20 protein-coding genes are annotated in these 19,339 nt (G+C 64.9%); 14 read left to right on the top strand and 6 right to left on the bottom strand.

The features are described 5' to 3' along the window. The first annotated feature begins 111 nt into the window (after window positions 1-111). The gene (locus U0034_RS23435) at window positions 112-636 is read left to right on the top strand and encodes a hypothetical protein (RefSeq protein WP_085229718.1); all 525 of its coding nucleotides are present in this window, start codon (window positions 112-114) and stop codon (window positions 634-636) included. Between the two features lie 110 nt (window positions 637-746). On the opposite strand, the gene U0034_RS23430 is transcribed toward U0034_RS23435, so the two are convergent. After that, a complete protein-coding gene (locus U0034_RS23430; protein WP_085229717.1) occupies window positions 747-2,081 on the bottom strand; it encodes a cation:proton antiporter in 1,335 nt (444 codons plus the stop codon). Between the two features lie 14 nt (window positions 2,082-2,095). After that, on the bottom strand, window positions 2,096-2,467 hold the full coding sequence (locus U0034_RS23425) for a DUF3175 domain-containing protein (protein WP_085229716.1): 372 nt from the start codon (window positions 2,465-2,467) through the stop codon (window positions 2,096-2,098). A gap of 220 nt (window positions 2,468-2,687) precedes the next feature. Here U0034_RS23425 and U0034_RS23420 point away from each other — a divergent pair, with 220 nt between their 5' ends. From U0034_RS23420 to ligD, 7 genes are all read left to right on the top strand, one after another. After that, entirely contained in the window at window positions 2,688-3,251 is a 564-nt protein-coding gene (locus U0034_RS23420; RefSeq protein WP_085229754.1) for a ferritin-like domain-containing protein, read from the top strand. A 93-nt stretch (window positions 3,252-3,344) separates the two neighbouring features. Next, window positions 3,345-3,899 carry a type 1 glutamine amidotransferase domain-containing protein gene (locus U0034_RS23415; RefSeq protein WP_085229715.1) on the top strand — a complete coding sequence of 185 codons (555 nt, stop codon included), beginning with the start codon at window positions 3,345-3,347 and terminating at the stop codon, window positions 3,897-3,899. Between the two features lie 66 nt (window positions 3,900-3,965). Continuing rightward, the gene (locus U0034_RS23410; protein ID WP_085229714.1) at window positions 3,966-4,244 is read left to right on the top strand and encodes a DUF1488 family protein; all 279 of its coding nucleotides are present in this window, start codon (window positions 3,966-3,968) and stop codon (window positions 4,242-4,244) included. Between the two features lie 163 nt (window positions 4,245-4,407). Then, window positions 4,408-5,019 carry a hypothetical protein gene (locus U0034_RS23405; RefSeq protein ID WP_085229713.1) on the top strand — a complete coding sequence of 204 codons (612 nt, stop codon included), beginning with the start codon at window positions 4,408-4,410 and terminating at the stop codon, window positions 5,017-5,019. 270 nt (window positions 5,020-5,289) lie between these two features. Continuing rightward, a complete protein-coding gene (locus U0034_RS23400) occupies window positions 5,290-5,448 on the top strand; it encodes a DUF1328 domain-containing protein (protein WP_018443916.1) in 159 nt (52 codons plus the stop codon). Between the two features lie 168 nt (window positions 5,449-5,616). Beyond that, entirely contained in the window at window positions 5,617-6,432 is an 816-nt protein-coding gene (gene ku, locus U0034_RS23395) for a non-homologous end joining protein Ku (protein WP_085229712.1), read from the top strand. A gap of 50 nt (window positions 6,433-6,482) precedes the next feature. Next, complete coding sequence (ligD, locus tag U0034_RS23390; RefSeq protein ID WP_085229711.1) at window positions 6,483-9,275, top strand: DNA ligase D; 2,793 nt, start codon at window positions 6,483-6,485, stop codon at window positions 9,273-9,275. Between the two features lie 29 nt (window positions 9,276-9,304). Here ligD and lhpI read toward each other — a convergent pair whose 3' ends face one another. Next, on the bottom strand, window positions 9,305-10,213 hold the full coding sequence (gene lhpI / locus U0034_RS23385) for a bifunctional Delta(1)-pyrroline-2-carboxylate/Delta(1)-piperideine-2-carboxylate reductase (RefSeq protein WP_085229753.1): 909 nt from the start codon (window positions 10,211-10,213) through the stop codon (window positions 9,305-9,307). A 9-nt stretch (window positions 10,214-10,222) separates the two neighbouring features. Then, the gene (locus tag U0034_RS23380; protein ID WP_085229710.1) at window positions 10,223-10,891 is read right to left on the bottom strand and encodes a helix-turn-helix domain-containing protein; all 669 of its coding nucleotides are present in this window, start codon (window positions 10,889-10,891) and stop codon (window positions 10,223-10,225) included. A gap of 325 nt (window positions 10,892-11,216) precedes the next feature. Between U0034_RS23380 and U0034_RS23375 the strand changes: the two genes are divergently transcribed. Beyond that, window positions 11,217-11,690, top strand: coding sequence for a VOC family protein (locus tag U0034_RS23375; RefSeq protein ID WP_085229709.1), 474 nt, complete (start codon window positions 11,217-11,219; stop codon window positions 11,688-11,690). Between the two features lie 158 nt (window positions 11,691-11,848). On the opposite strand, the gene U0034_RS23370 is transcribed toward U0034_RS23375, so the two are convergent. Next, window positions 11,849-12,928: a DnaJ C-terminal domain-containing protein gene (locus U0034_RS23370; RefSeq protein ID WP_085229708.1), complete on the bottom strand. Its 1,080-nt coding sequence runs from the start codon at window positions 12,926-12,928 to the stop codon at window positions 11,849-11,851. A 174-nt stretch (window positions 12,929-13,102) separates the two neighbouring features. Here U0034_RS23370 and U0034_RS23365 point away from each other — a divergent pair, with 174 nt between their 5' ends. The 5 genes from U0034_RS23365 to U0034_RS23345 all read left to right on the top strand — a co-directional run bounded on the left by U0034_RS23365 (window position 13,103) and on the right by U0034_RS23345 (window position 18,234). Beyond that, the gene (locus U0034_RS23365; protein WP_085229707.1) at window positions 13,103-13,966 is read left to right on the top strand and encodes a fumarylacetoacetate hydrolase family protein; all 864 of its coding nucleotides are present in this window, start codon (window positions 13,103-13,105) and stop codon (window positions 13,964-13,966) included. Then, entirely contained in the window at window positions 13,963-14,715 is a 753-nt protein-coding gene (locus U0034_RS23360; RefSeq protein ID WP_085229706.1) for an SDR family NAD(P)-dependent oxidoreductase, read from the top strand. The genes U0034_RS23365 and U0034_RS23360 overlap by 4 nt, the downstream gene beginning before the upstream one ends. Before the next feature lie 78 nt (window positions 14,716-14,793). Continuing rightward, window positions 14,794-16,119, top strand: coding sequence for an MFS transporter (locus U0034_RS23355; RefSeq protein ID WP_085229705.1), 1,326 nt, complete (start codon window positions 14,794-14,796; stop codon window positions 16,117-16,119). Window positions 16,120-16,180: 61 nt separating this feature from the next. Beyond that, entirely contained in the window at window positions 16,181-17,359 is a 1,179-nt protein-coding gene (rhmD, locus tag U0034_RS23350; protein WP_085229752.1) for an L-rhamnonate dehydratase, read from the top strand. Window positions 17,360-17,451: 92 nt separating this feature from the next. Further along, window positions 17,452-18,234 carry an SDR family NAD(P)-dependent oxidoreductase gene (locus U0034_RS23345; protein ID WP_085229704.1) on the top strand — a complete coding sequence of 261 codons (783 nt, stop codon included), beginning with the start codon at window positions 17,452-17,454 and terminating at the stop codon, window positions 18,232-18,234. Here the strand turns inward: U0034_RS23345 and U0034_RS23340 are convergent. After that, window positions 18,228-19,220, bottom strand: a complete 993-nt coding sequence (locus tag U0034_RS23340) for a LysR family transcriptional regulator (protein ID WP_085229703.1) — start codon at window positions 19,218-19,220, stop codon at window positions 18,228-18,230. The genes U0034_RS23345 and U0034_RS23340 overlap by 7 nt on opposite strands. Window positions 19,221-19,339 lie beyond the last annotated feature (119 nt).

The raw sequence follows: 19,339 nt of genomic DNA, 5'->3' as shown, positions 1-19,339 counted from the left end.
ACATGCAACGAGCGATGCCGGCCCCGTGCGGCGATATTGCCAAATGGCGCGAGGGCGTGTTGAAATCGCGCAGCTTCATGCGGATTTCAACCGATTCGGGGGCTCGGCGACATGCGGCGTACTCTGGTATTGCGTGGTGCGGTGCTGGGACTCATTGCGGCGACCGCATGGGCGCTTGCCGAGCCGCGGCGCGTCAACCGCGGGGACGATCCATTCTTTTCCATATCGGCGGCGCTTCCAGGCTGCCCGGCGCCGCTCGGCCCGCTCGAAACGGATGCCGAGTGGCTGGCCGAGGGCCATTACCGCATCGAACGCGGCAACAGCTGCTGGTGGGAAGGGCGGTGCCGTTTATCGAACAGTTATCTCTATGACAAGGAAATCGCCGAGGCGGTGAAGCGGCGCCTCACGAACATCGAGCCCGCGACACATTGGAAAACGCGGACGACGCTATGGCTGATGCTGCAACGGCGTTTCGTCTACGTGCAAGGCTGTGTGGCACCCGGCTTCGATAAGCAGACATTTCTGTCCGAATTGGCAAAGACCGCGGACGTCGAACGCGTGATCGACGAGACGACCGCAGATCCGCAGAGTGTTCCACCTTACCGGACGCGGTTGAAGCCAGAAGGCGGTCCCTGACGGGTGTACCGCTGCGGAGTCAAACGGTGGTCGCAAACGAGCCCGCCTTTGCGGCCCGTCGCGGTATCGTGCGTGGGCAATGTACGGCAGTTTTCACCGGCGACTGACCGTCACTTGCGAGTGCGAGCCGCACGGCGGGCGTGGTGGCGCTGATACTGCTTCATGAGCGGCGTAGCGGATACGCCATGAATAAACACCGATGCGGTCACGACGGCGAGCGCGATCGGCGCTAGCGCTTTCATTTGCTCGCTTTGGTCCTGCTCCAGGGCATAGGCGAGGTAATAGAGCGTGCCGATGCCGCGAATGCCGAACCAGCTCATCATGCGCCGTTCGGCTGGCGCCGCCTGTGACCCGATCAACGAAAGCTCCACGGCAATGGGCCTGATGACGAGAAACAGCGCCGCGACGATCCCGGCGTTGCGCCAGGTGACGAGCGGCGCATCGAGCGTGCCGAGCAAATTGCCAACCATCATCATCATCGCCATTTCGGCAATCCTTTCGAGTTCGACGGTAAAACCCAGTACTTTCTCGGCCATATAAGCGTGGGCTTTGTCAGGATGGGACGCGGTGGCCGCGACGTCGGACGAGTCGATCGCGCCGATGGCATCCTGCGGCGTGCGCTCGCCCGTCGCGCGATGCTCGACGCGGCGCATCGCCACACCAGCCGCGAAGACGGCCAGAAACCCGAACGTATGCAGAAGCTGCGCCGTCCCATAAGCCAGCTCGATCAAGCCAAGCGCGAAAAAACCTTCGAGCCCGAGTGCCTGCGCATGACGTGTCCGCAGCCACGCAACCGCATGCGTCGTGGCAAATCCGAGGAGCGCACCTATGACCACCGCGCCCACGACACCCCATATCGTCATGCCGGCGAGCGCGAGCACCGACGGCGGGCGAAACGCCACCGTGCCGAGCGGGGTAAGCGCGAGCGCGACCATTGCGAACGGCTGGGCGATGCCGTCGTTGAGCCCGCCTTCGCCCGAGAGCGCAAACCGGACGCGGTCAAAGTCGTTCGTATCTCTCACCTGTACGTCGTGCGCAAGCACCGGGTCGGTAGGAGCGAGCATCGCGGCCAACAGCCACGCCGGCCCCCAGGCCAGATCGAGGCCCCATACTCCGACGGCAGCGAGCATCGGCACGGTAATCACCATGGCCAGCAGGCCGAGCCTTAACGGCAGCGTCCAGAGTGCATCCACGAGCGGCAACCGCAGTCGCAATCCGATTGCGAACAGCGAAGCGAGTACCGCAACTTCGCTCAGCATGCGGATGATGTGGGCGTCATTGAAGATGTCCAGCGCAAGCAGGCCCGCTCCCGCCGGGCCGATGGCGAAGCCGGCGACCAGATAGAGCATCGCGCCGGTGAGCGGAAGGCGCTTGAACAGCGAACTCGCCACCCCCATGCCGACGAACATCGCGCCGACGATCAGAAACCAGACTGCTTCATGCATGGGCGAAGAAGCCCTCAGTGCCCGCGGCCGAACGCTTCGCGCAATTTGCCTTTTGCGCGCTGCAGCACCCCACGCTGCGATTTCGGCAGGTTTCGGCCGGCCCGGTTCACATAGAAATTGAGCATGGACATGGCCGACTGGTACGGCGTGCCGCGCCGGCGCTTGCTCGCAAGCGCCGAACGCTTGAGCGAGCGTGCAATGTCTTCGGCGCTCCCGCTTTTGAAAATGCCGGGCTCCAGATCCAAGGCGTCGCTCGTCTCCATGACATGGCGAGACCAGCGGCGCGGGTGGTGCTTCTTCGAGGCGGTTGCCTGCGCGTGCCGTTGGCGAGGCGGATGGCCTGCGCGCCGGCGTGTCGACGAGTGATTCGTGGAGGATCGGGTCATCGGTATGCCTTTCTGACAAACAACAGGGGTAGCGGCGGCAAGCGTACGCGTTGCTGCAAGTGGCGCAACCCCTGTGCCCGCGCGGGATGCGGCCGATGCCAGCAAAGCTGGCACGTTAAATGCCGGCGGTATCCGTGTCGCGTGCCCGCGGATCGCCGCAGGCAGGCAAGCGTTCGCCAGTTGTTTTGTCAATGCGTCACTCGAACCGATGGAGAAAACGATGGCTCACCAACCGTTCCTCACCGATGTTCAGGAAATCCGCAAACGCGCTCGCGAGCATATCTCCGAGGGCGCCGTCACGGCCGGCTACCAGGCCGATCGGGACACGGTGCTCAAGCTGCTCAACGACGCGCTCGCCACCGAAATCGTCTGCACGCTGCGCTATCGGCGCCACTATTTCATGGCCAAGGGCATCCATTCCACGGGTGTGGCCGACGAGTTTCTCGAGCATTCGAACGAGGAGCGGGATCACGCGGACCAACTCGCCGAGCGCATCGTTCAGTTGGGCGGCGAGCCGAACTTCTCGCCTGAGGGTCTGCTCACGCGCAGTCATGCGGAGTACGTCGAGGGCAAATCGCTCGTCGAAATGATCAAGGAAGACCTCGTGGCCGAGCGAGTCGCGATCGACAGCTATCGAGAGATCATCCAATACCTCGGCGAAAAGGATCCGACTTCGCGGCGTGTGATGGAATCGATTCTGGCCGCGGAGGAGGAGCACGCGGACGACATGGCGGACTTGCTCGAAGGTCTGCCCGCCGAGCTGAGGGAGCGCAAGGCGCAGTAGCCGTGCCCTGCCGCACTGCGGCGCGGGCACCGGCCTTGCTCGGCTTTCCGGTGTTTGCCCGAATGTCTTCGTTACTTGCGAGGAGTCCGAAACATGGCCAAGGCGCTACAAGGATGCAAGGTTGCGATGCTTGCAATGGACGGCTTCGAAGAAGCCGAGTTGATGGAGCCGAAGCGCGCGCTGTCCGAGGCCGGCGCGACGGTGCACGTCATTTCGAAGAAGCCGGGGCAGATCCAGGGTTTCCGGCACGTCGAACGCGGCGGCATGGTGACCGTGGACGCGACGTTCGATCAGGTCAAGCCCGAAGACTACGATGCGGTGGTGCTGCCGGGGGGCGTCGTCAACGGCGACGCGATCCGGACGGTGCCCGAGGCACAGGCGTTCGTGCGAGCCCTCGATGATGCGCACAAGCCAGTTGCCGTCATCTGCCACGGCGGGTGGCTGCCGATCTCGGCGGGGATCGTCAAAGGCCACACGATGACGAGCTGGCCCAGCTTGCAAGACGATCTGCGCAACGCCGGCGCGACCTGGGTGGACGAGGAGGTGGTGGAAGACGGCAATTTCATCACGAGCCGAAAACCTGACGATCTTCCCGCGTTCAACCGGAAAATCGTCGAGCGGCTGTCGCAGCACTCGCAAGCGCGCTGATGCGGCGCTGCGCGCACCGCGAGCGATGGGAACCGCCGCATGCCGGGCAATGAGCAGGGGGCAGCCATGGACGTTACTTTTCCCGACGACCCGCCGATGTACGACGGCGCGCAACTCGTCGTGCGCTTCATGGCCGCCGTCGACGGTGTGCCGCTCGCCTGTGCGGTGACGCTGGAAGCGCTGGAGGACCATTTCGGGGCGCAGCCACCGCTCGAGGCCGACATTCTGCGCGCTTATGAAACCGGCAAGGGCCGCATTCGCGAGGTGTGTACGCGCGCGCTCGAAGCGAATGGGGGCGCCGCGGTGGTATTGCGCAGCGGCCTTTTCCGCATCGAGAGCGCGTGAATGCGCCTGAATATGCTCAAGACGCATTTGAACGTGCCGAAAAAGCGCTCGATGCGTGCGCAAAGACGTGCGCCGGTGCGCACGATGGCGGATCCGGCCGGGTCGAACCGCGCCCGATCATGAGGAGTCCAAAGGATACGCGCAGGTGCAACGGGAGGTCATCATGTCGTTGATCGTTGCCGGTCGTTTCACGACCTTTCATGAAGCCGAGGCGGCAGCAGGCCGCCTGTTCGAATCCGGCTTCGTGCAGGAAGACGTCACGCTCTTTTTCGTCAATCCGCGCGGCCAGCACGCGCGCTTTGCCGTCGGCGGAGATCAGTACGCCGATCCGCAGGCCTCGCGCGCGTCAGTGGGAGCGGGCAAGGGCGGGGTGATCGGCGCCGTGATCGGTGCCGTGGTGGGGGTCGCGATCTTCAGTCTTTTCTCCGCACCGTTCATCGTTTTGATCGCGGCAGCGGGCGTGGGCGCCTATGTCGGCTCGCTGGCGGGTGCGATGTCGCACACGCGTGGCGGCGGCAAAGTGCCCGAGCATGCGGTTGCCCACGAGTCGCGCGATTCAGGTGTGCTCGTCGCGGTGCACGTGAACCCCGAGAACCAGCAGTTGGCTGCGACCGTGCTGCGTGACGCGGGCAGCCTCGAAATCGAGCGCGCGCACGGGCGTTGGCAGCATGGGCGCTGGGCCGATTTCGATCCGACGAAGGATATCGAGCCGATCGACGCGCCGCGCGGCAGCCGCGAACAGACGACGGCGCAGCCGCGCCCCGCGCACCGCTAGGGCCGCAGCCCGCATCGCGGCGGCAACCCCGCGGCGGGCCCGGCGCACCACTGGGGCCCGGGGGTTCGGTGCGGCGGCGCGGATGGCGTGCGTCTATGGCATGCGTCTGCTCGCAAAGCGGCGCGCAACCGATGCCACGGGCATGCCCATTGCAGAACGGTTGAGTGTGTTGAACGTTGCAACACGGGCGGAACAACGCATCGTATCAGCCGCGGCGGGCGTGCCGACGGTTCAAAACGCCGGCAAGCCGGCTAGCCACAGGAGGAAGTCATGCTTCGATACGCCGTTATTTTTTTCATTGTCGCGCTCATTGCCGCTGTGTTCGGCTTTACGGGCATCGCAGCCGGCGCAGCGGAAATCGCCAAGATCCTGTTCTTCATCTTCCTCGTCATCTTCCTCGCCACGCTGCTCATAGGCGTATTCCGATGACGATTGCACACTGAAGACAGGAATGGAAGCGTAGGGCGGGGCGATAAGCCCCGCCTTTGCTTGGTTCTCCGCCGGTACGGTGATGAACGCTGGCGCCCCGGCTTGTTTCGTGCTCTTCTTTTAACGATCGCCTGTTGCGTGAACAGGACCTGACATCCGGGAGGTGCCATGTCACGCGTCATATGGAAAGGAGCCATCAGCTTCGGGCTCGTCAACGTGCCGGTGCAGCTTCATCCCGCCACCCGGCCCGAACGCACGAGCTTCAATCTGCTCGACAAGGATACGGCCGACCCTATCGGCTACAAGCAGATCAACAAGCGGACGGGCAAGGAGGTGCGCCGCGAGAACATCGTACGCGGCTTCGAGTACGAGAAAGGCCACTACGTGCTGCTGGCCGACGAGGAGATCCGCGCGGCAAGTCCCGAATCGACGCAAACTGTCGACATTCTCTCGTTCGTCGAGGCTTATACGGTGTCGTTTCTGTTCCTCGATACACCCTACTATCTCGTTCCCGAGCGGCAGGGCAAAAAGGCCTATGCGCTATTGCGCGAAGCGCTCGCCGAAACGGGCAAGATCGGGATCGCCAGTGTCGTGCTGCACAACAAGCAGCATCTCGCGGCGCTGATTCCCGCCGGCTCCGTGCTCGCGCTCAATACGCTGCGGTGGGCCGGCGAAGTGCTCCCGTTCGCCGAATTGTCGGTGCCCGAGGATGCGAAGAAAGCGGGCGTGCATCCGCGCGAGATCGAGATGGCGAAGAAGTTGATCGAGGACATGACCGAGCAATGGAATCCGGCCGAATATCACGACACTTTCCGTGAGGAAATTCTGGCACTCGTCGACCGGAAAGTGCGCGAAGGCAAGACGCGGGAAATCAGCGAAGTCGCCAAGGCGCCGGCCCGCACGCGCGCGAGCGCCGACGTCGTCGACTTGTCGGAACTGCTCAAGCGCAGTCTGGGCCGCGGCAAGGGCAAGCACGCCGCGTAGGCGCGCGGTACCCTCCGACGTCATTCGAGTGAACGAGGTGATCCCACAGCATGGCTGGCAATCTCGATACCTACCGAAAGATGCGGCGCTTCAAGGAAACGCCCGAGCCATCGGGCGCGCGCCGCGGGAAGCAGGCCGGTGCGGCCGTGGGGCTTTCCTACGTCATTCAGGAGCACCACGCGCGGCGTCTGCATTACGACTTTCGTCTAGAACTCGACGGCACGCTCAGGTCATGGGCGATCCCGAAAGGGCCGAGCCTCGATCCCTCCGTCAAGCGTCTTGCCGTGCACGTGGAGGATCACCCGATCGAATACGGCTCGTTCGAAGGCGAAATCCCCGAAGGAAATTATGGTGCGGGGACCGTTATCGTTTGGGACCGAGGCGTGTGGGAGCCCGCGGGTGGCGCCGACGAGGCGCGCAAGGCCTATGCGGCCGGGCGGCTCAAGTTTCGGCTCGAAGGCGAGAAACTGCACGGGGGCTGGGCGCTCGTGCGCAGCGGCATGCGTGGCAGCGGCGACAAGGAGCAATGGCTGCTGATCAAGGAGCGCGACGACGAAGCGCGGCCCGAGAGCGAGTTCGACGTCGTGCATGACCGCCCAGGCAGCGTGCTCGGCAACGGCAAATCGAAGCGCAATGGCAAATCGAAAGGCGACGGCAAGACGAAAGAGCGCGCCGTGGCCGCGGGCCACACTTCCAGCGAGGCGACCGCCAAGCGGCGCGGTGCTGCCGGAAAGCTGGCGGTGCCGGCGAAGGCGCCGCATACGGGGGCGCCGAAGTCGCGCCGGCCCGACATCGTCGCCACGCGCAGCGGCGAATCGCTGCGCGAGTTGGCGCACGAGCCGGCCATCGAGGGAGCGCTCAAGGCACCGCTACCGGCCGCGCTGAAGCCGCAACTCGCGACGCTGGTGGACGCCCCTCCGCACGGCGACGATTGGTCGTACGAGATCAAGTTCGACGGCTATCGCATGCTGACGCGGATCGATCGCGACGCGGACGTGCCTGTGCGGATTTTCACGCGCAGCGGCCTCGATTGGACCGCGAAGTTCGGCAGGCAGACGGAGGCATTCGCAAAGCTCGACGTGCAAAGCGCGTGGATCGACGGCGAGGCGACCGTGCTCGACGAGCATGGCGTGCCGAGCTTCCAGGCGTTGCAAAACGCGTTCGATGCGAAGCGTCCGCAGGAGATCGTGTTTTTTGTCTTCGACTTGCCGTACTTGAATGGATACGACCTGCGCAAGGTGCCGCTCGTTCAGCGGCGGGCGTTGCTGCGTGCGCTGATGGAGCGTATGGACGACGAGACGCTGCGTTTTTCGGAGGACTTCGCGCTCGATCCGGGCGATCTGCTGCACAGCGCCTGCGAAATGGCGCTGGAAGGCATCGTCGGCAAGCGCAGCGATAGTCGCTACGTTAGCGCGCGCAGCGGCGCATGGATCAAGCTCCGCTGCAGGCGCCGGCAGGAATTCGTCATTGGTGGCTATAGCGAGCCGTCGGGTAGCCGCTCCGGGTTTGGCGCCCTGCTGCTCGGCGTGTACGACGCGAAGGGCAAGCTTCGCTACGCGGGGCGCGTGGGTACGGGCTTCGACACCACGACGTTGCGCGCGCTCAAGAAGGAGCTCGATGCCCGGGAGACGAAGGACATGCCGTTCGCACAGGCCCCCGGCGAGCGAAGCCGCACACCGGTGCACTGGGTGAAGCCGGAGCTTGTTGCCGAGTGCAATTTTTCCGAATGGACGAATGAGGGCGTCGTGCGGCAGGCATCGTTCATCAGCTTGCGGCGCGACAAGCCCGCAGGCGAAATTTCTCAGGAAGCGCCGGGCAAGGCCGATGGTGTCGACGACAACGCGGGAGACGACGTGAACCAGCAAGCGGTGGAGCAGACGGTCGCCCGCAAGGGGCGCGCGGCGAAGAGCGGCGGGAGGGCGCACGCAAAGAACGCCGCCGGCGATGGAGCCGACTCGGTGCTCGGTGTGCGCATATCGCACCCGGAGCGCGTCATCGACAAGAGCACCGGCTTCACGAAGGGCGATCTCGCTCGGTATTTCGAATCGGTCGCGTCGTGGATGCTGCCGCATTTGAAGGACCGGCCCCTCGCGCTCGTGCGCGCGCCGGAAGGTATCGAGGGAGAGTTGTTCTTCCAGAAACACACGACGAGCCGCCTCGAGATCCCCCACATCACGCAGCATCCCGGGCTCGACCCGGGGCGTGCGCCGGTATTGACGATCGACAGTGCCCAAGCGCTCGTCGGCGCCGCGCAGATGGGCACCGTCGAGCTTCATACCTGGAATGCGGTGGCATCGAACATCGAAAAGCCCGACCGTATCGTCTTCGATCTGGACCCGGATCCGAAGCTCGGCTGGGATCGCATGATCGAGGCCGCGTTGCTGACGCGTTCGCTGCTCGCCGAGTTGGGCCTCGAATCGTGGTGCAAGACGAGCGGTGGAAAGGGGCTCCACGTCGTCGTGCCGCTCTCGCGGCATGCCGGATGGGACGAGGTGAAGGCATTTGCGCAGGCTGCGGCGCAGCACATGGCGTCGACGCTCCCCGATCGATTCAGCGCGAAGATGGGAGCGCAAAACCGGCGTGGGCGGATTTTCATCGACTATCTGCGCAACAACCGCGGCTCGAGTACGGTCGTCGCATATTCGCCGCGTGCGCGCCCCGGGTTGGGCGTTTCCGTTCCGCTTGGGTGGGACGAGGTCGAGCGGACCACGGGCGGCGCGCAATGGACCGTCGAAAACGTGCACGAGCGGCTCGACGCGTTGAAAGCGGACCCGTGGGCCGACTACGCCGGCAAGAAGCAGCGCATTACGCGCGAGATGCGCGAGCGGCTGGGGCTTGTATAGACTGCAGGTCGTTGATCGATTAACGCGATTCAGCCGATGCGCTCGCGCGCGACGCGCGCCGCCGCGAGATCCCATGCGCCGCTGCCGACCGTCTTGATGAGCACTGGTTCGCCTGCCGGCGCGGCCATATCGAGCGCCCGGCCGAGCGAAGTCACCTGCTGCCAGTCAACGCCGGCTTGCAGCAAGTCCCCGGCTTCCTCGCGCGCGGCCTCGAGGTCGTCGACGAAAATGCGGCTCGCCCGCACTGTTTCGCCGTCCACTTCGGCGGCATCCGGCGTGAACGCCCCGACCGCCACGACCAGTCGTTTCGAGCTGGCCGGCCCGTGATAGACGGGCGTTTTGCTCGTGGTGACGGTGATGACCGTGTCGGCCCGATCGATCGCATCGCTGCCGGCCACGCGCGCGGCAATGCCGGCGCCTGCCAGCGCATCGCAAAAGCGCTCGGCGCTGCCGGGCTGGCGGCCCGCGACGAGGATTTCCGAGCCCGGATGGCACCGCCCGATCGCTTCCGCATGAAAACGTGCCTGCGTGCCCGTACCGATCAGCAGAAAGACGCGTGGCGCCGCCAGGTGCAGCAACTCGATGCCGAGCATCGACAGTGCCGCGGTACGCCGGCCCGTGACCGTCGGGCCATCCAGAACGAATTCGGGCGTGCCTGTCGCACCGTCGCACACCGTCACCGTGCCGTGTATGGTCGGGATGCCCCGCTGCGCGTTCGCAGGGCAGACACTCACAAGCTTGTGGATGGCGATATCGGCCGCGGCTGCGGGCATCGACAGCAGCACGCCGCCGTAGGCGAGCGGTACCGCCGTGCGTACCGGCGACCGGATCTGCCCCGCCTCATGCTCCCGAGCCGCGCGGCGCAATGCGTCAACGAGTGCCCCGAAGTCGAGCAATTCCGCCGTGGCGGCGGCATCAAAGGTGGAAATGGTTTGCATGAGGCGCATTTACTCCGAACCGGCGGGGAACCGGCGTTTGCGGACCGTGGACGGCTTCAGCCGCGGCGCGGTTTCGGCAGGCGGGGCGTAGCGTTCGTCGATGACCCAGAGCACTTCGGCATCCTCCTCGCTCGTGGAGACGGCCGCGTGGCCGGTCCGGCTGTCGAAGTAGAGGCAGTCGCCCGCCTCCAGATGGGTGGGCGCATACAGTTCGGAGTACAAACAAACGCTGCCGCGCAGTACGTAAAGAAACTCTTCGCCTTCGTGACGCCCCCATTCCGTGAACTCGTCGAGCGAGTGCGCCGTGATGCGGATATGGAACGGATGCATCGCTTTTTGGGCGAGTTCGGTGGCGAGCAGCTCCATTTCGTAGCAGCCGGACGAATGCCGTTGCCCGTGCCCCTTGCGCGTGAGTGCGCGGCGGCCGCTCGCAAGCGGCTTCGGCGTGGAGCCGAACAGTTCGCCCAGATCGATGCGCAGCCCGTGAACGATCTTCTGGAGCACGTCGAATGTGGGCGACATCAGTCCGTTCTCGATCTTCGAGAGCGTCGAGCGCGACACGCCGCAAGCGCGGCTGGCCGCATCGAGTGTGTAATCGTGCTGCTGGCGCGCGGCCTTGACGCGCTTTCCGAGATCGTTCGACGTCTCCGCTACGGGCTTCAACGGAATCGTGTTCATGCAAATGAGACGGAAGATGCGTTCATGGCGAAAGGTTGCCAATCATAGCACCGGCCCAGAGGAAAGCCTGAGCCGATGTACGACACGGCACAGCGGGGGCCCCGGGGCGGCGCGCAGCAGAGGGCAGCGAGCACGGCGGCGTGTGTTGCACGCCGCTCACGAGCCCCCGGATTCGGAGCCATCGTTCGCCATGCGTCACACTACGATGCCGTCCACGCATCGGTTTTTTTTGCCCGCACGTCGATTTCGACGTTGCTCGTTCGTCGTGTTCATAACCGGCTGCGGATTGCATGTGCATACGGCCCACACTGACAGGAGATTCGCCATGACGATTCAAAAGATCACGCCTTTTCTCTGGTACGCGAGCGAAGCCGAGGAGGCCGCCGCCTTCTATGCGGGTATCTTTCCCGATTCCCGCGTGGTCAGCGTCACGACGATACCGGCCGCTCATGGCGTGAAGGTCGTCGAATTCGTTCTCTGCGGGCAGCCGTTCACCGCGATGAGCGTGGCCGGGGCGGACGGGTTCAATCATTCGATTTCCCTCATGGTCAACTGCGCCGATCAGGCCGAACTGGACCGTTATTGGAACGGGCTGTTGGAAGGCGGCGGCGCGCCCGAGGCGTGCGGTTGGCTGAAGGACCGCTTCGGCGTCTCGTGGCAGATCGTTCCGGACGACCTGATGCGGATGATGGAAGATACCGATCCTGTCAAGCAGGGGCGCGTGGCCGAGGCGATGTTGAAAATGGTGAAGTTCGATGCTGCCGCGCTGCGAGCCGCCTACGCCGGGACGACGGCCTGATGCGTAGCGGGCCGTCATCGGCCAGAAAGCAATCCCAGGGTCATCGGGCGCTTGAAAGCGGATGAACAGGATCCTATGACCCTATCTCCGGCTGGCGGTGGTCGTAAGGGACGGCGCGTGCCTGGCGCATCATCGCGCCGAAGCGGCGCGTGCCGCCTTCAGTTCTTGCGCTCGCGCCGCGCGGCGTCGGCGAACATTTCCCGCAGCACGGCGCGCTGATCGCTCGTCAATTGCGCCGCGGCCTTCGGCATGGCGAGCACGATGCGAAGCTTCAATTCGCCCTGATTTCCCGAGCCGTCGCGCAAGCCCTGCGTCGGCAGCCGAATGAAACTGCCTTGCTGCGCGTTCGGCGGAATCGTCACGAGCATGTCACGGCCAAGCACGCGCGCATCGAACGTGCCGCCCAGCGTGGCCGTGACGAAGTCGATCTCGATTTCGCCGCTCACATTGAGCCCGTCACGCTGATAGCCGGGTCCACAGACGATCACGACCGTAAACGTCGCATCGCCCGCTTGCCCGCCGTGCACCCCGGGAAAACCCGCACCGGGCACCACGATGCGCTGACCGTCCCACGCGCCGGCCGGCACCTCGACCGTTTCGGTTTTCTGCGATTGCTCGACGCCCTTGTTCTGGCATTTCGTGCACCAGCGGTTGGTCTTGATGCGCCCCTGCCCCGAGCATGAGCGGCAGAGGGCGCCGCCCGGCGCGATGCCCTGCCCGTCGCAGTCCGCACAGGGTTGGAGGGCAAGGCGGGCGCTCATCCCACGGCACTGGCGGCAGGTGTCGCTGACCTGGTAGCTGGCAACCACGCGGCCGCCGTTGAGCGCAACGTCGAGCGGCACATGGAGTTGCGTGTGCCGGTTCGCGCCGCGCACCGGCATCGGGCCGCCGGTTCTGAACGCCTCCGTCCACGGGCGGGTATCGGCTGCCCCCGGCGCCGTATGAGGTTCTCGGGGCGCAGCGGGCCGGGGATGGGGTTCCGCGCGCCGAGGGGGATGTGGGGAATGCGAGGAATACGATGCGGCGGCCGGCCGCGGGGCAGCCGGCGCTTCACGCTGCCCGGTGAGGATCTCGAATGCCTCTTGAACGCGCTTGAACTGCGGCTCGACGGCCGCTTCCTTGCCTCTGTTGCGATCGGGATGGAATTTCGCCCGCAGACGCCGATAGGCGCGCTTGATCTCCGCCGCCGACGCGGCATTGGGCAGCCCTAATCGTTCGTAGTACTCATCAAGTGCCACGCGTTCTTCCGACGTTTTTCCGCAAAGTCGCCAGTTTATCGTGTCCGGGGCCGCGTGCCATAAAAGCGATTCGGTTTCGTTATCGCCCCATCCGGCATCCGGATTGTTCGGGTATCGATGCGCGCCCTATAGTGCACCGGCACAGGCATCGATCATTCCAGGAGGAGGCACTGCATGAAGCTGGTCCGTTTTGGGGAGCCGGGCAAGGAGAAGCCCGGCGTCGTCGATTCGAGCGGCCGTATCCGCGACTTGTCGGCGCATACGCCCGACATCGGCGGTGCGGCGCTCTCGCGGCAGGCGCTCGATCGGCTCGCGTCGGTCGATCCGGCATCGTTGCCGCTCGCGCCGGAAGGTGTGCGGCTCGGCCCGTGTGTGAGCGCGGTCGGCAAGATGATCTGCGTCGGTCTCAACTATTCCGACCATGCGGCCGAATCCGGCATGGCCGTGCCGAGCGAGCCGGTGCTGTTCATGAAGGCGACGAGCGCGATCGTCGGGCCCAACGACGACGTGGAAATTCCGCCTGGTGCCGGAAAGGTCGATTGGGAGGTCGAGCTGGGCGTCGTCATCGGCGAACCGGCCCGCTACGTGAGCCGCGAGCAGGCACTGAACCATGTGGCCGGCTACTGCATCGTCAATGACGTCTCCGAGCGCGCGTATCAGCTCGAGCGCGGCGGCCAATGGGACAAGGGCAAGGGCTGCGACACGTTCGGCCCGCTCGGCCCGTGGCTCGTCACGCGCGACGAGATCGCCGATCCGCAGTCGCTCGACATGTGGCTCGACGTGGACGGCAAGCGCTTTCAGAACGGCAATACGCGCACGATGATCTTCGACGTGGCCACCCTCGTTTCGTATATCAGCCAGTTCATGAGCCTCCAGCCGGGCGATGTCATTTCGACCGGCACGCCGCCGGGCGTCGGCATGGGACAAAAGCCGGAACCGGTCTATCTGCGTGCCGGCCAGTCGATGCGCCTCGGCATTTCGGGCCTTGGCGAGCAGCGGCAACGCACCGTAAATGCCCAAGCGGCGGAGGCGCAATGAACCAGATCGATCTGAAAGGGCGCGTAATGGTCGTGACCGGCGGCGCGCGTGGCATCGGCTACGCGGTGGCGCAGCGCGCGTTGCGCTCCGGGGCGGCCGTGGCACTGTGGGACATCGACGCCGAGCGGCTCGAGCGCAGCGGCCGCGAGTTGTCCGAATGGGGCACCGTATGTACCGCGGCGGTCGAGCTGACCGACGAGGCATCCGTCAACGCGGCGGTCGAGCAAACGCTGGGCGCGCTCGGGGCGATCCATATCCTCGTCAATTGCGCCGGCATCACGGGCGGCAACGGCCTGAGCTGGGAGCTTGCTCCCGAGACATGGCGGCGCGTGCTCGATGTCAACCTGACAGGCCCCTACCTGACCTGCCGTGCCATCGTGCCGCACATGATCGAGCAGGGCTACGGGCGCATCGTCAACATCGCGTCCGTTGCCGGCAAGGAGGGTAATCCGAATGCCGCGCACTACAGTGCGTCGAAGGCGGGGCTCATCGGTTTCACGAAGTCGCTCGGCAAGGAACTCGCGACGAAGAACATTCTCGTCAACGCCGTCACGCCCGCCGCGGCCAAAACCGAAATCTTCGATTCGATGTCGCAGCAGCACATCGATTACATGCTCTCGAAGATTCCGATGAACCGCTTCCTGATGCCAGACGAAGCGGCCTCGCTGATCGTATGGCTCTCCTCGGAAGACTGCGCGTTCAGCACCGGGTCCGTATTCGATCTGTCGGGCGGGCGCGCGACCTATTAGCACCGCGCCGGCAGTAACGGCGACCGCGCGCGATCGGGCACTGCCTTGTTGCGCGCACAACAATAACTGGAGACACGCATGACACCGACTTCGCGGTCAGTGGCTCAGGAGGCGCACGACAAGACGATGCGCCGCCTGCTGCCGTTTTTGCTGCTCATGTACGTGCTGGCGTTTCTCGACAGGGCGAATATCGGCTTTGCTCAAAAGGCACTGCAGCACGATACCGGGCTCTCCGACGCGGCGTTCGCATTCGGCGCGGGCGTGTTCTTCGTGGGCTATGCCTTGTTCGAGGTGCCGAGCAACCTGCTGCTGCACCGCATCGGCGCGCGCATCTGGATGTGCCGGATCATGGTGACGTGGGGCATCGTTTCGGCGGCGATGTCGCTCGCCGAAACGCCAGCTCTCTTCTACGCGCTGCGTTTCGCGCTGGGCGTGGCCGAGGCAGGATTCTTTCCGGGCATCATCTATTACCTGACTTACTGGTTCTCGCAATCGTCGCGTGCAAGAGCCGTCGGCATTTTCTATTTCGGCGCGCCGCTTGCGTTCATATTCGGCTCGCCGCTCTCCGGCATGCTGCTCGATCTCGACGGCGCGCTCGGGCTTGCAGGCTGGCGATGGCTCTTTCTCGTGGAGGGCGGGCTGGCTTCGATCGTCGGCATATGGGCCTTCTGGTATCTCGTCGACAAGCCTGCCGACGCACGCTGGCTCGACGCTGCCGAGCGTGCGGCTCTGGCGAGCGAAGTCGAACGCGATGCGCGCGAAGCCGCCGCGCACGGGCCGCGCAGCGCGCTGGCGGCGCTCGTCGACCGCCGCGTGCTCGCCTACTCGCTCATCTACGCCTCGATTCAGATCAGCGTCTACGGGCTCATCTTCTTTCTGCCGCAACAAGTCGCGGCATTGCTCGGCACGAAAGTCGGGCTCAAGGTCGGCTTCGTGACGGCACTACCCTGGGTGTGCGCTGTCGTCGCGACCTGGTTCGTGCCGCGCTACGCCGACCGCTCGGGGCATCACCGCGGTCTCGCCATCGGGTTGCTGCTGCTTGCCGGATGCGGTATTGCGCTCTCGGGGGCACTGTCGAACCCGGTAGCCGCGTTGCTCGCCCTTTGCTGCGCCGCGAGCGGATTCATCGCCGCGCAGCCGCTCTTCTGGACGTTCCCGACGCGCCATCTCTCCGGCGTGGCGGCGGCCGGCGGCATCGCGATGATCAATTCGCTGGGCAGCCTCGGCGGCTTCGTTGCGCCGACGCTGCGCGCCGTCGTCGAGAAGACCACGCATTCGCCTGCTACCGGTCTTGCCGTGCTCTCTCTGGGCAGTATCGCAGCGGCGTTGCTGATTGCCGTCGTGGCGCCGCGCGTGGGCACGCGCGCCGACGTGGCTGCCGATACGGCTGTTCGGCGCACCTAGCGTCTCGCCGGACGGATCGATTCCGAAGACATTCACCTGGAAAACAGCGGAGCTCAACAACATGGCCATGCCTACCATCAAAGCCGTTCGTGCATTCGTCGTCCGCGGGGGCGGCGCCGATTACCACGACCAGTCGGACGGCCATTGGATCGACGACCATATCTCGACGCCGATGGCGCGCTACCCCGAGTACCGGCAAAGCCGCCGTTCGTTCGGTATCAACGTGCTGGGCACGCTCGTGGTCGAGATCGAGGCGAGCGACGGCACGGTGGGCTTCGCCGTCACCACGGGCGGTGAGATCGGTGCGTTCATCGTCGAAAAGCATCTCGCGCGGTTTCTCGAAGGGCAGAGCGTCACCGACATCGAAAAAATGTGGGATCAGATGTACTACGCGACCCTTTATTACGGCCGCAAGGGCGTGGTGCTGAACACCATCTCGGGCGTGGATCTCGCGCTGTGGGACCTGCTCGGCAAGGTGCGCGGCGAGCCCGTCTACCAGTTGCTGGGCGGCCCGGTGCGCGACGAACTCGTTTTTTATGCCACGGGGGCGCGCCCCGATCTCGCGAAAGAGATGGGCTTCATCGGCGGCAAGCTCGCGCTGCAGCACGGCCCGGCCGAGAACGAAGAGGGGCTCAGAGCGAACATCGCGCAACTGGCCGAAATGCGCAACCGCGTGGGCGACGATTTCTGGCTCATGTTCGACTGCTGGATGAGCCTCGATCTGCGCTACGCCACGCGTCTTGCTCATGCCGCGCACGAGTATGGCCTCAAGTGGATCGAGGAATGCCTGCCGCCTGACGATTACTGGGGCTACGCCGAGCTGCGCCGCAACGTGCCGCGCGGAATGATGGTGTCGACGGGCGAGCACGAGGCCACGCGCTGGGGCTTTCGCATGCTGCTCGAGATGGGCTGCTGCGATCTCATTCAGCCCGATGTGGGCTGGTGCGGCGGAATTACGGAACTCATCAAGATTTCGGCGCTGGCCGATGCGCACAATGCGCTGGTCGTGCCTCACGGTTCGTCGGTGTACAGCTACCACTTCGTCGTCACGCGTCACAATTCGCCGTTCGCCGAATTCCTGATGATGGCGCCGAAAGCCGACGAGGTCGTGCCGATGTTCACGCCGTTGCTGCTCGACGAACCGGTGCCCGTCAACGGCCGCATGAAAGTGCCCGACAGGCCCGGCTTCGGGGTGCGGCTGAACCCCGAGTGCCCGTTGGCCCGGCCCTATACGCATTGAATGCATAGCGTGCACGGAGCGGCCCGCCGCCGGGCGGCTCCAACGATGTTTACGCCCTGACCGACCATTCGCGGATACGAGGAGAAAAGGCCGTGCTGCTCGAAAACAAAGTGGTGATCGTCACCGGTGGCTCGCGTGGCATCGGCCGTGCGATTGCCGTGGCCTGCGCGCGGGAAGGCGCCGATGTCGCCATCAATTACTGGGGCGACAACGATGCCTCGTACGGACGGCGTTCGGCCATCGCGGAGGCGACGGCCGAGGTCGAATCGCTCGGCCGCCGCGTCATTGCCGTGGAGGGAAATGTCGCCGCGCCGCAAACGGGCATCGATCTCGTGCGCCAGACCGTCGAGGCGTTCGGCAAGGTGGACGTGCTCGCCAGCAATGCCGGCATCTGCCCGTTTCATGCATTCCTCGATATGCCGCCTTCGGTCCTCGAGCGCACGATCGGTGTCAATCTGAACGGTGCGTTCTACGTCACGCAGGCCGTGGCGCGGCAAATGAAAGAGCAGGGTACGGGCGGCTCGATCGTCGCGACGAGTTCGATCAGCGCACTGGTGGGCGGCGCCTTGCAGACGCATTACACGCCGACCAAGGCGGGTGTGCACTCGCTCATGCAGTCGTGCGCGATTGCATTGGGTCCTTATGGCATTCGCTGCAATTCGGTGATGCCGGGTACGATCGCAACGGATCTGAATGCCGAGGATCTGGCCGACGAAAGCAAGCGCGCGTACTTCGAGAAGCGCATCCCGCTCGGCCGCCTCGGCGCGCCCGAGGATGTGGCGGAGTGTGTCGTCTTTCTGGCTTCGGACCGCGCGCGCTATGTGACGGGGGCCGCGCTGCTCGTCGATGGCGGGCTCTTCGTCAATCTTCAGTAGATCGGCAGCGAAGGGGTATTGCGATCATGAACGGCGAACTGCTCGGCGGCCAGCGGTTGAGAGAAGCGCCGCAGCAGGCCGACGAAATGTTCGGCCGGCTCGTTGAGCGGTTCTGCCTTGCGCGTGAGTATGCCGAACCCGGGCAGACTTTTGCCGATCTCGAGCGGCAGTGGCACGAGCAGATTACCCCGCACGTGGTCGCGCACGACCGATTCGGGCAGCATGGCGACGGCGTCGTATTTTTCGAGCAGTTGCAGCGTGGCGAAGATCGATGCGCATTCGGTCAGGTTGGCCGGCGTAGCCAGGCCCGCGCGCGCGAGTTCTTCCTCGAAGAGGATGCGCGCCGGCGAGGTGACGGGTTGGGCTACCCACGGCCAGTCCATCAGCTCGCGCAGCGTGACGCGTCGGGTGTTCGCGAGCGGATGGCGCACGCGAACGACGAGCGTCAGCGTTTCGCGCGCGAGAGGCTCGAAATGGAAGTCGTTATGGGCGAGGGGCGTCGTGAGACGGCCCAGCGCGAGATCGACCTCGCGGCGGTGCAGCAATTGCACGAGCTGGTCGCTCGTTTCGCCGAGCACGCGCACGTTCAAGAGCGGGCGTTCGGTTTTGAGGGTGGCGACGGCGGTGGCGAGCAGGTCTGGCGCGGCGCCCATGATCGCGCCGACGGTGAGCTGCCCGTGGCCGCCCTTGCGCTTGACCTCGAGGTCTTCCGCAAAGCGCGTGAGTTCGGCTAGCGCGCGGCGGGCGTAGGCCAGTGTGGCGGCTCCGAGTGCGGTGGGTTCGATGCCGCGCGCGTTGCGCTCGAAGAGGCGGAAGCCGAAGGCCTCCTCGATGTCGCCCAACATCCGGCTCGCGCTCGGTTGGGCAACGTTGATCGCTTCGGCGGCCAGATGGACGTTGCGCGCATCGTCGAGCGCGACGAGCAGCGCAAGGTGTTTGAACTTGAGCCGGTTGACGAGCGCGACGGTAGCAGCCTGAGCGTTCATGAGCTCCCGCGATTCGGTTTGTGGATCGCCCGATCCCAACAACGGATTGGTTGGCTATCGGTGGTCCGATTATAGTCGCAAGCAGTCCGGCCCATTGGGGCGAAAGAGGATGAGGAGAA

It is taken from the genome of Trinickia caryophylli, from assembly GCF_034424545.1.
GTDB classification, from domain to species: Bacteria; Pseudomonadota; Gammaproteobacteria; order Burkholderiales; family Burkholderiaceae; genus Trinickia; species Trinickia caryophylli.
The sequence above is the reverse complement of the archived record's forward strand: the minus strand, read 5'-3'. Positions and strand labels throughout refer to the sequence as shown.

Excerpts from the sequence above, each read along its gene's own strand:
- U0034_RS23405 (WP_085229713.1), top strand. The coding sequence starts at position 4,408 with ATGTCGTTGATCGTTGCCGGTCGTTTCACGACCTTTCATGAAGCCGAG.
- U0034_RS23420 (WP_085229754.1), top strand. The coding sequence starts at position 2,688 with ATGGCTCACCAACCGTTCCTCACCGATGTTCAGGAAATCCGCAAACGC.
- U0034_RS23415 (WP_085229715.1), top strand. The coding sequence starts at position 3,345 with ATGGCCAAGGCGCTACAAGGATGCAAGGTTGCGATGCTTGCAATGGAC.
- U0034_RS23360 (WP_085229706.1), top strand. The coding sequence starts at position 13,963 with ATGAACCAGATCGATCTGAAAGGGCGCGTAATGGTCGTGACCGGCGGC.
- U0034_RS23380 (WP_085229710.1), bottom strand. The coding sequence starts at position 10,891 with ATGAACACGATTCCGTTGAAGCCCGTAGCGGAGACGTCGAACGATCTC.
- U0034_RS23375 (WP_085229709.1), top strand. The coding sequence starts at position 11,217 with ATGACGATTCAAAAGATCACGCCTTTTCTCTGGTACGCGAGCGAAGCC.
- U0034_RS23425 (WP_085229716.1), bottom strand. The coding sequence starts at position 2,467 with ATGACCCGATCCTCCACGAATCACTCGTCGACACGCCGGCGCGCAGGC.
- U0034_RS23340 (WP_085229703.1), bottom strand. The coding sequence starts at position 19,220 with ATGAACGCTCAGGCTGCTACCGTCGCGCTCGTCAACCGGCTCAAGTTC.
- U0034_RS23355 (WP_085229705.1), top strand. The coding sequence starts at position 14,794 with ATGACACCGACTTCGCGGTCAGTGGCTCAGGAGGCGCACGACAAGACG.
- rhmD (WP_085229752.1), top strand. The coding sequence starts at position 16,181 with ATGGCCATGCCTACCATCAAAGCCGTTCGTGCATTCGTCGTCCGCGGG.
- U0034_RS23430 (WP_085229717.1), bottom strand. The coding sequence starts at position 2,081 with ATGCATGAAGCAGTCTGGTTTCTGATCGTCGGCGCGATGTTCGTCGGC.
- U0034_RS23400 (WP_018443916.1), top strand. The coding sequence starts at position 5,290 with ATGCTTCGATACGCCGTTATTTTTTTCATTGTCGCGCTCATTGCCGCT.
- lhpI (WP_085229753.1), bottom strand. The coding sequence starts at position 10,213 with ATGCAAACCATTTCCACCTTTGATGCCGCCGCCACGGCGGAATTGCTC.
- ligD (WP_085229711.1), top strand. The coding sequence starts at position 6,483 with ATGGCTGGCAATCTCGATACCTACCGAAAGATGCGGCGCTTCAAGGAA.
- U0034_RS23365 (WP_085229707.1), top strand. The coding sequence starts at position 13,103 with ATGAAGCTGGTCCGTTTTGGGGAGCCGGGCAAGGAGAAGCCCGGCGTC.
- ku (WP_085229712.1), top strand. The coding sequence starts at position 5,617 with ATGTCACGCGTCATATGGAAAGGAGCCATCAGCTTCGGGCTCGTCAAC.
- U0034_RS23435 (WP_085229718.1), top strand. The coding sequence starts at position 112 with ATGCGGCGTACTCTGGTATTGCGTGGTGCGGTGCTGGGACTCATTGCG.
- U0034_RS23410 (WP_085229714.1), top strand. The coding sequence starts at position 3,966 with ATGGACGTTACTTTTCCCGACGACCCGCCGATGTACGACGGCGCGCAA.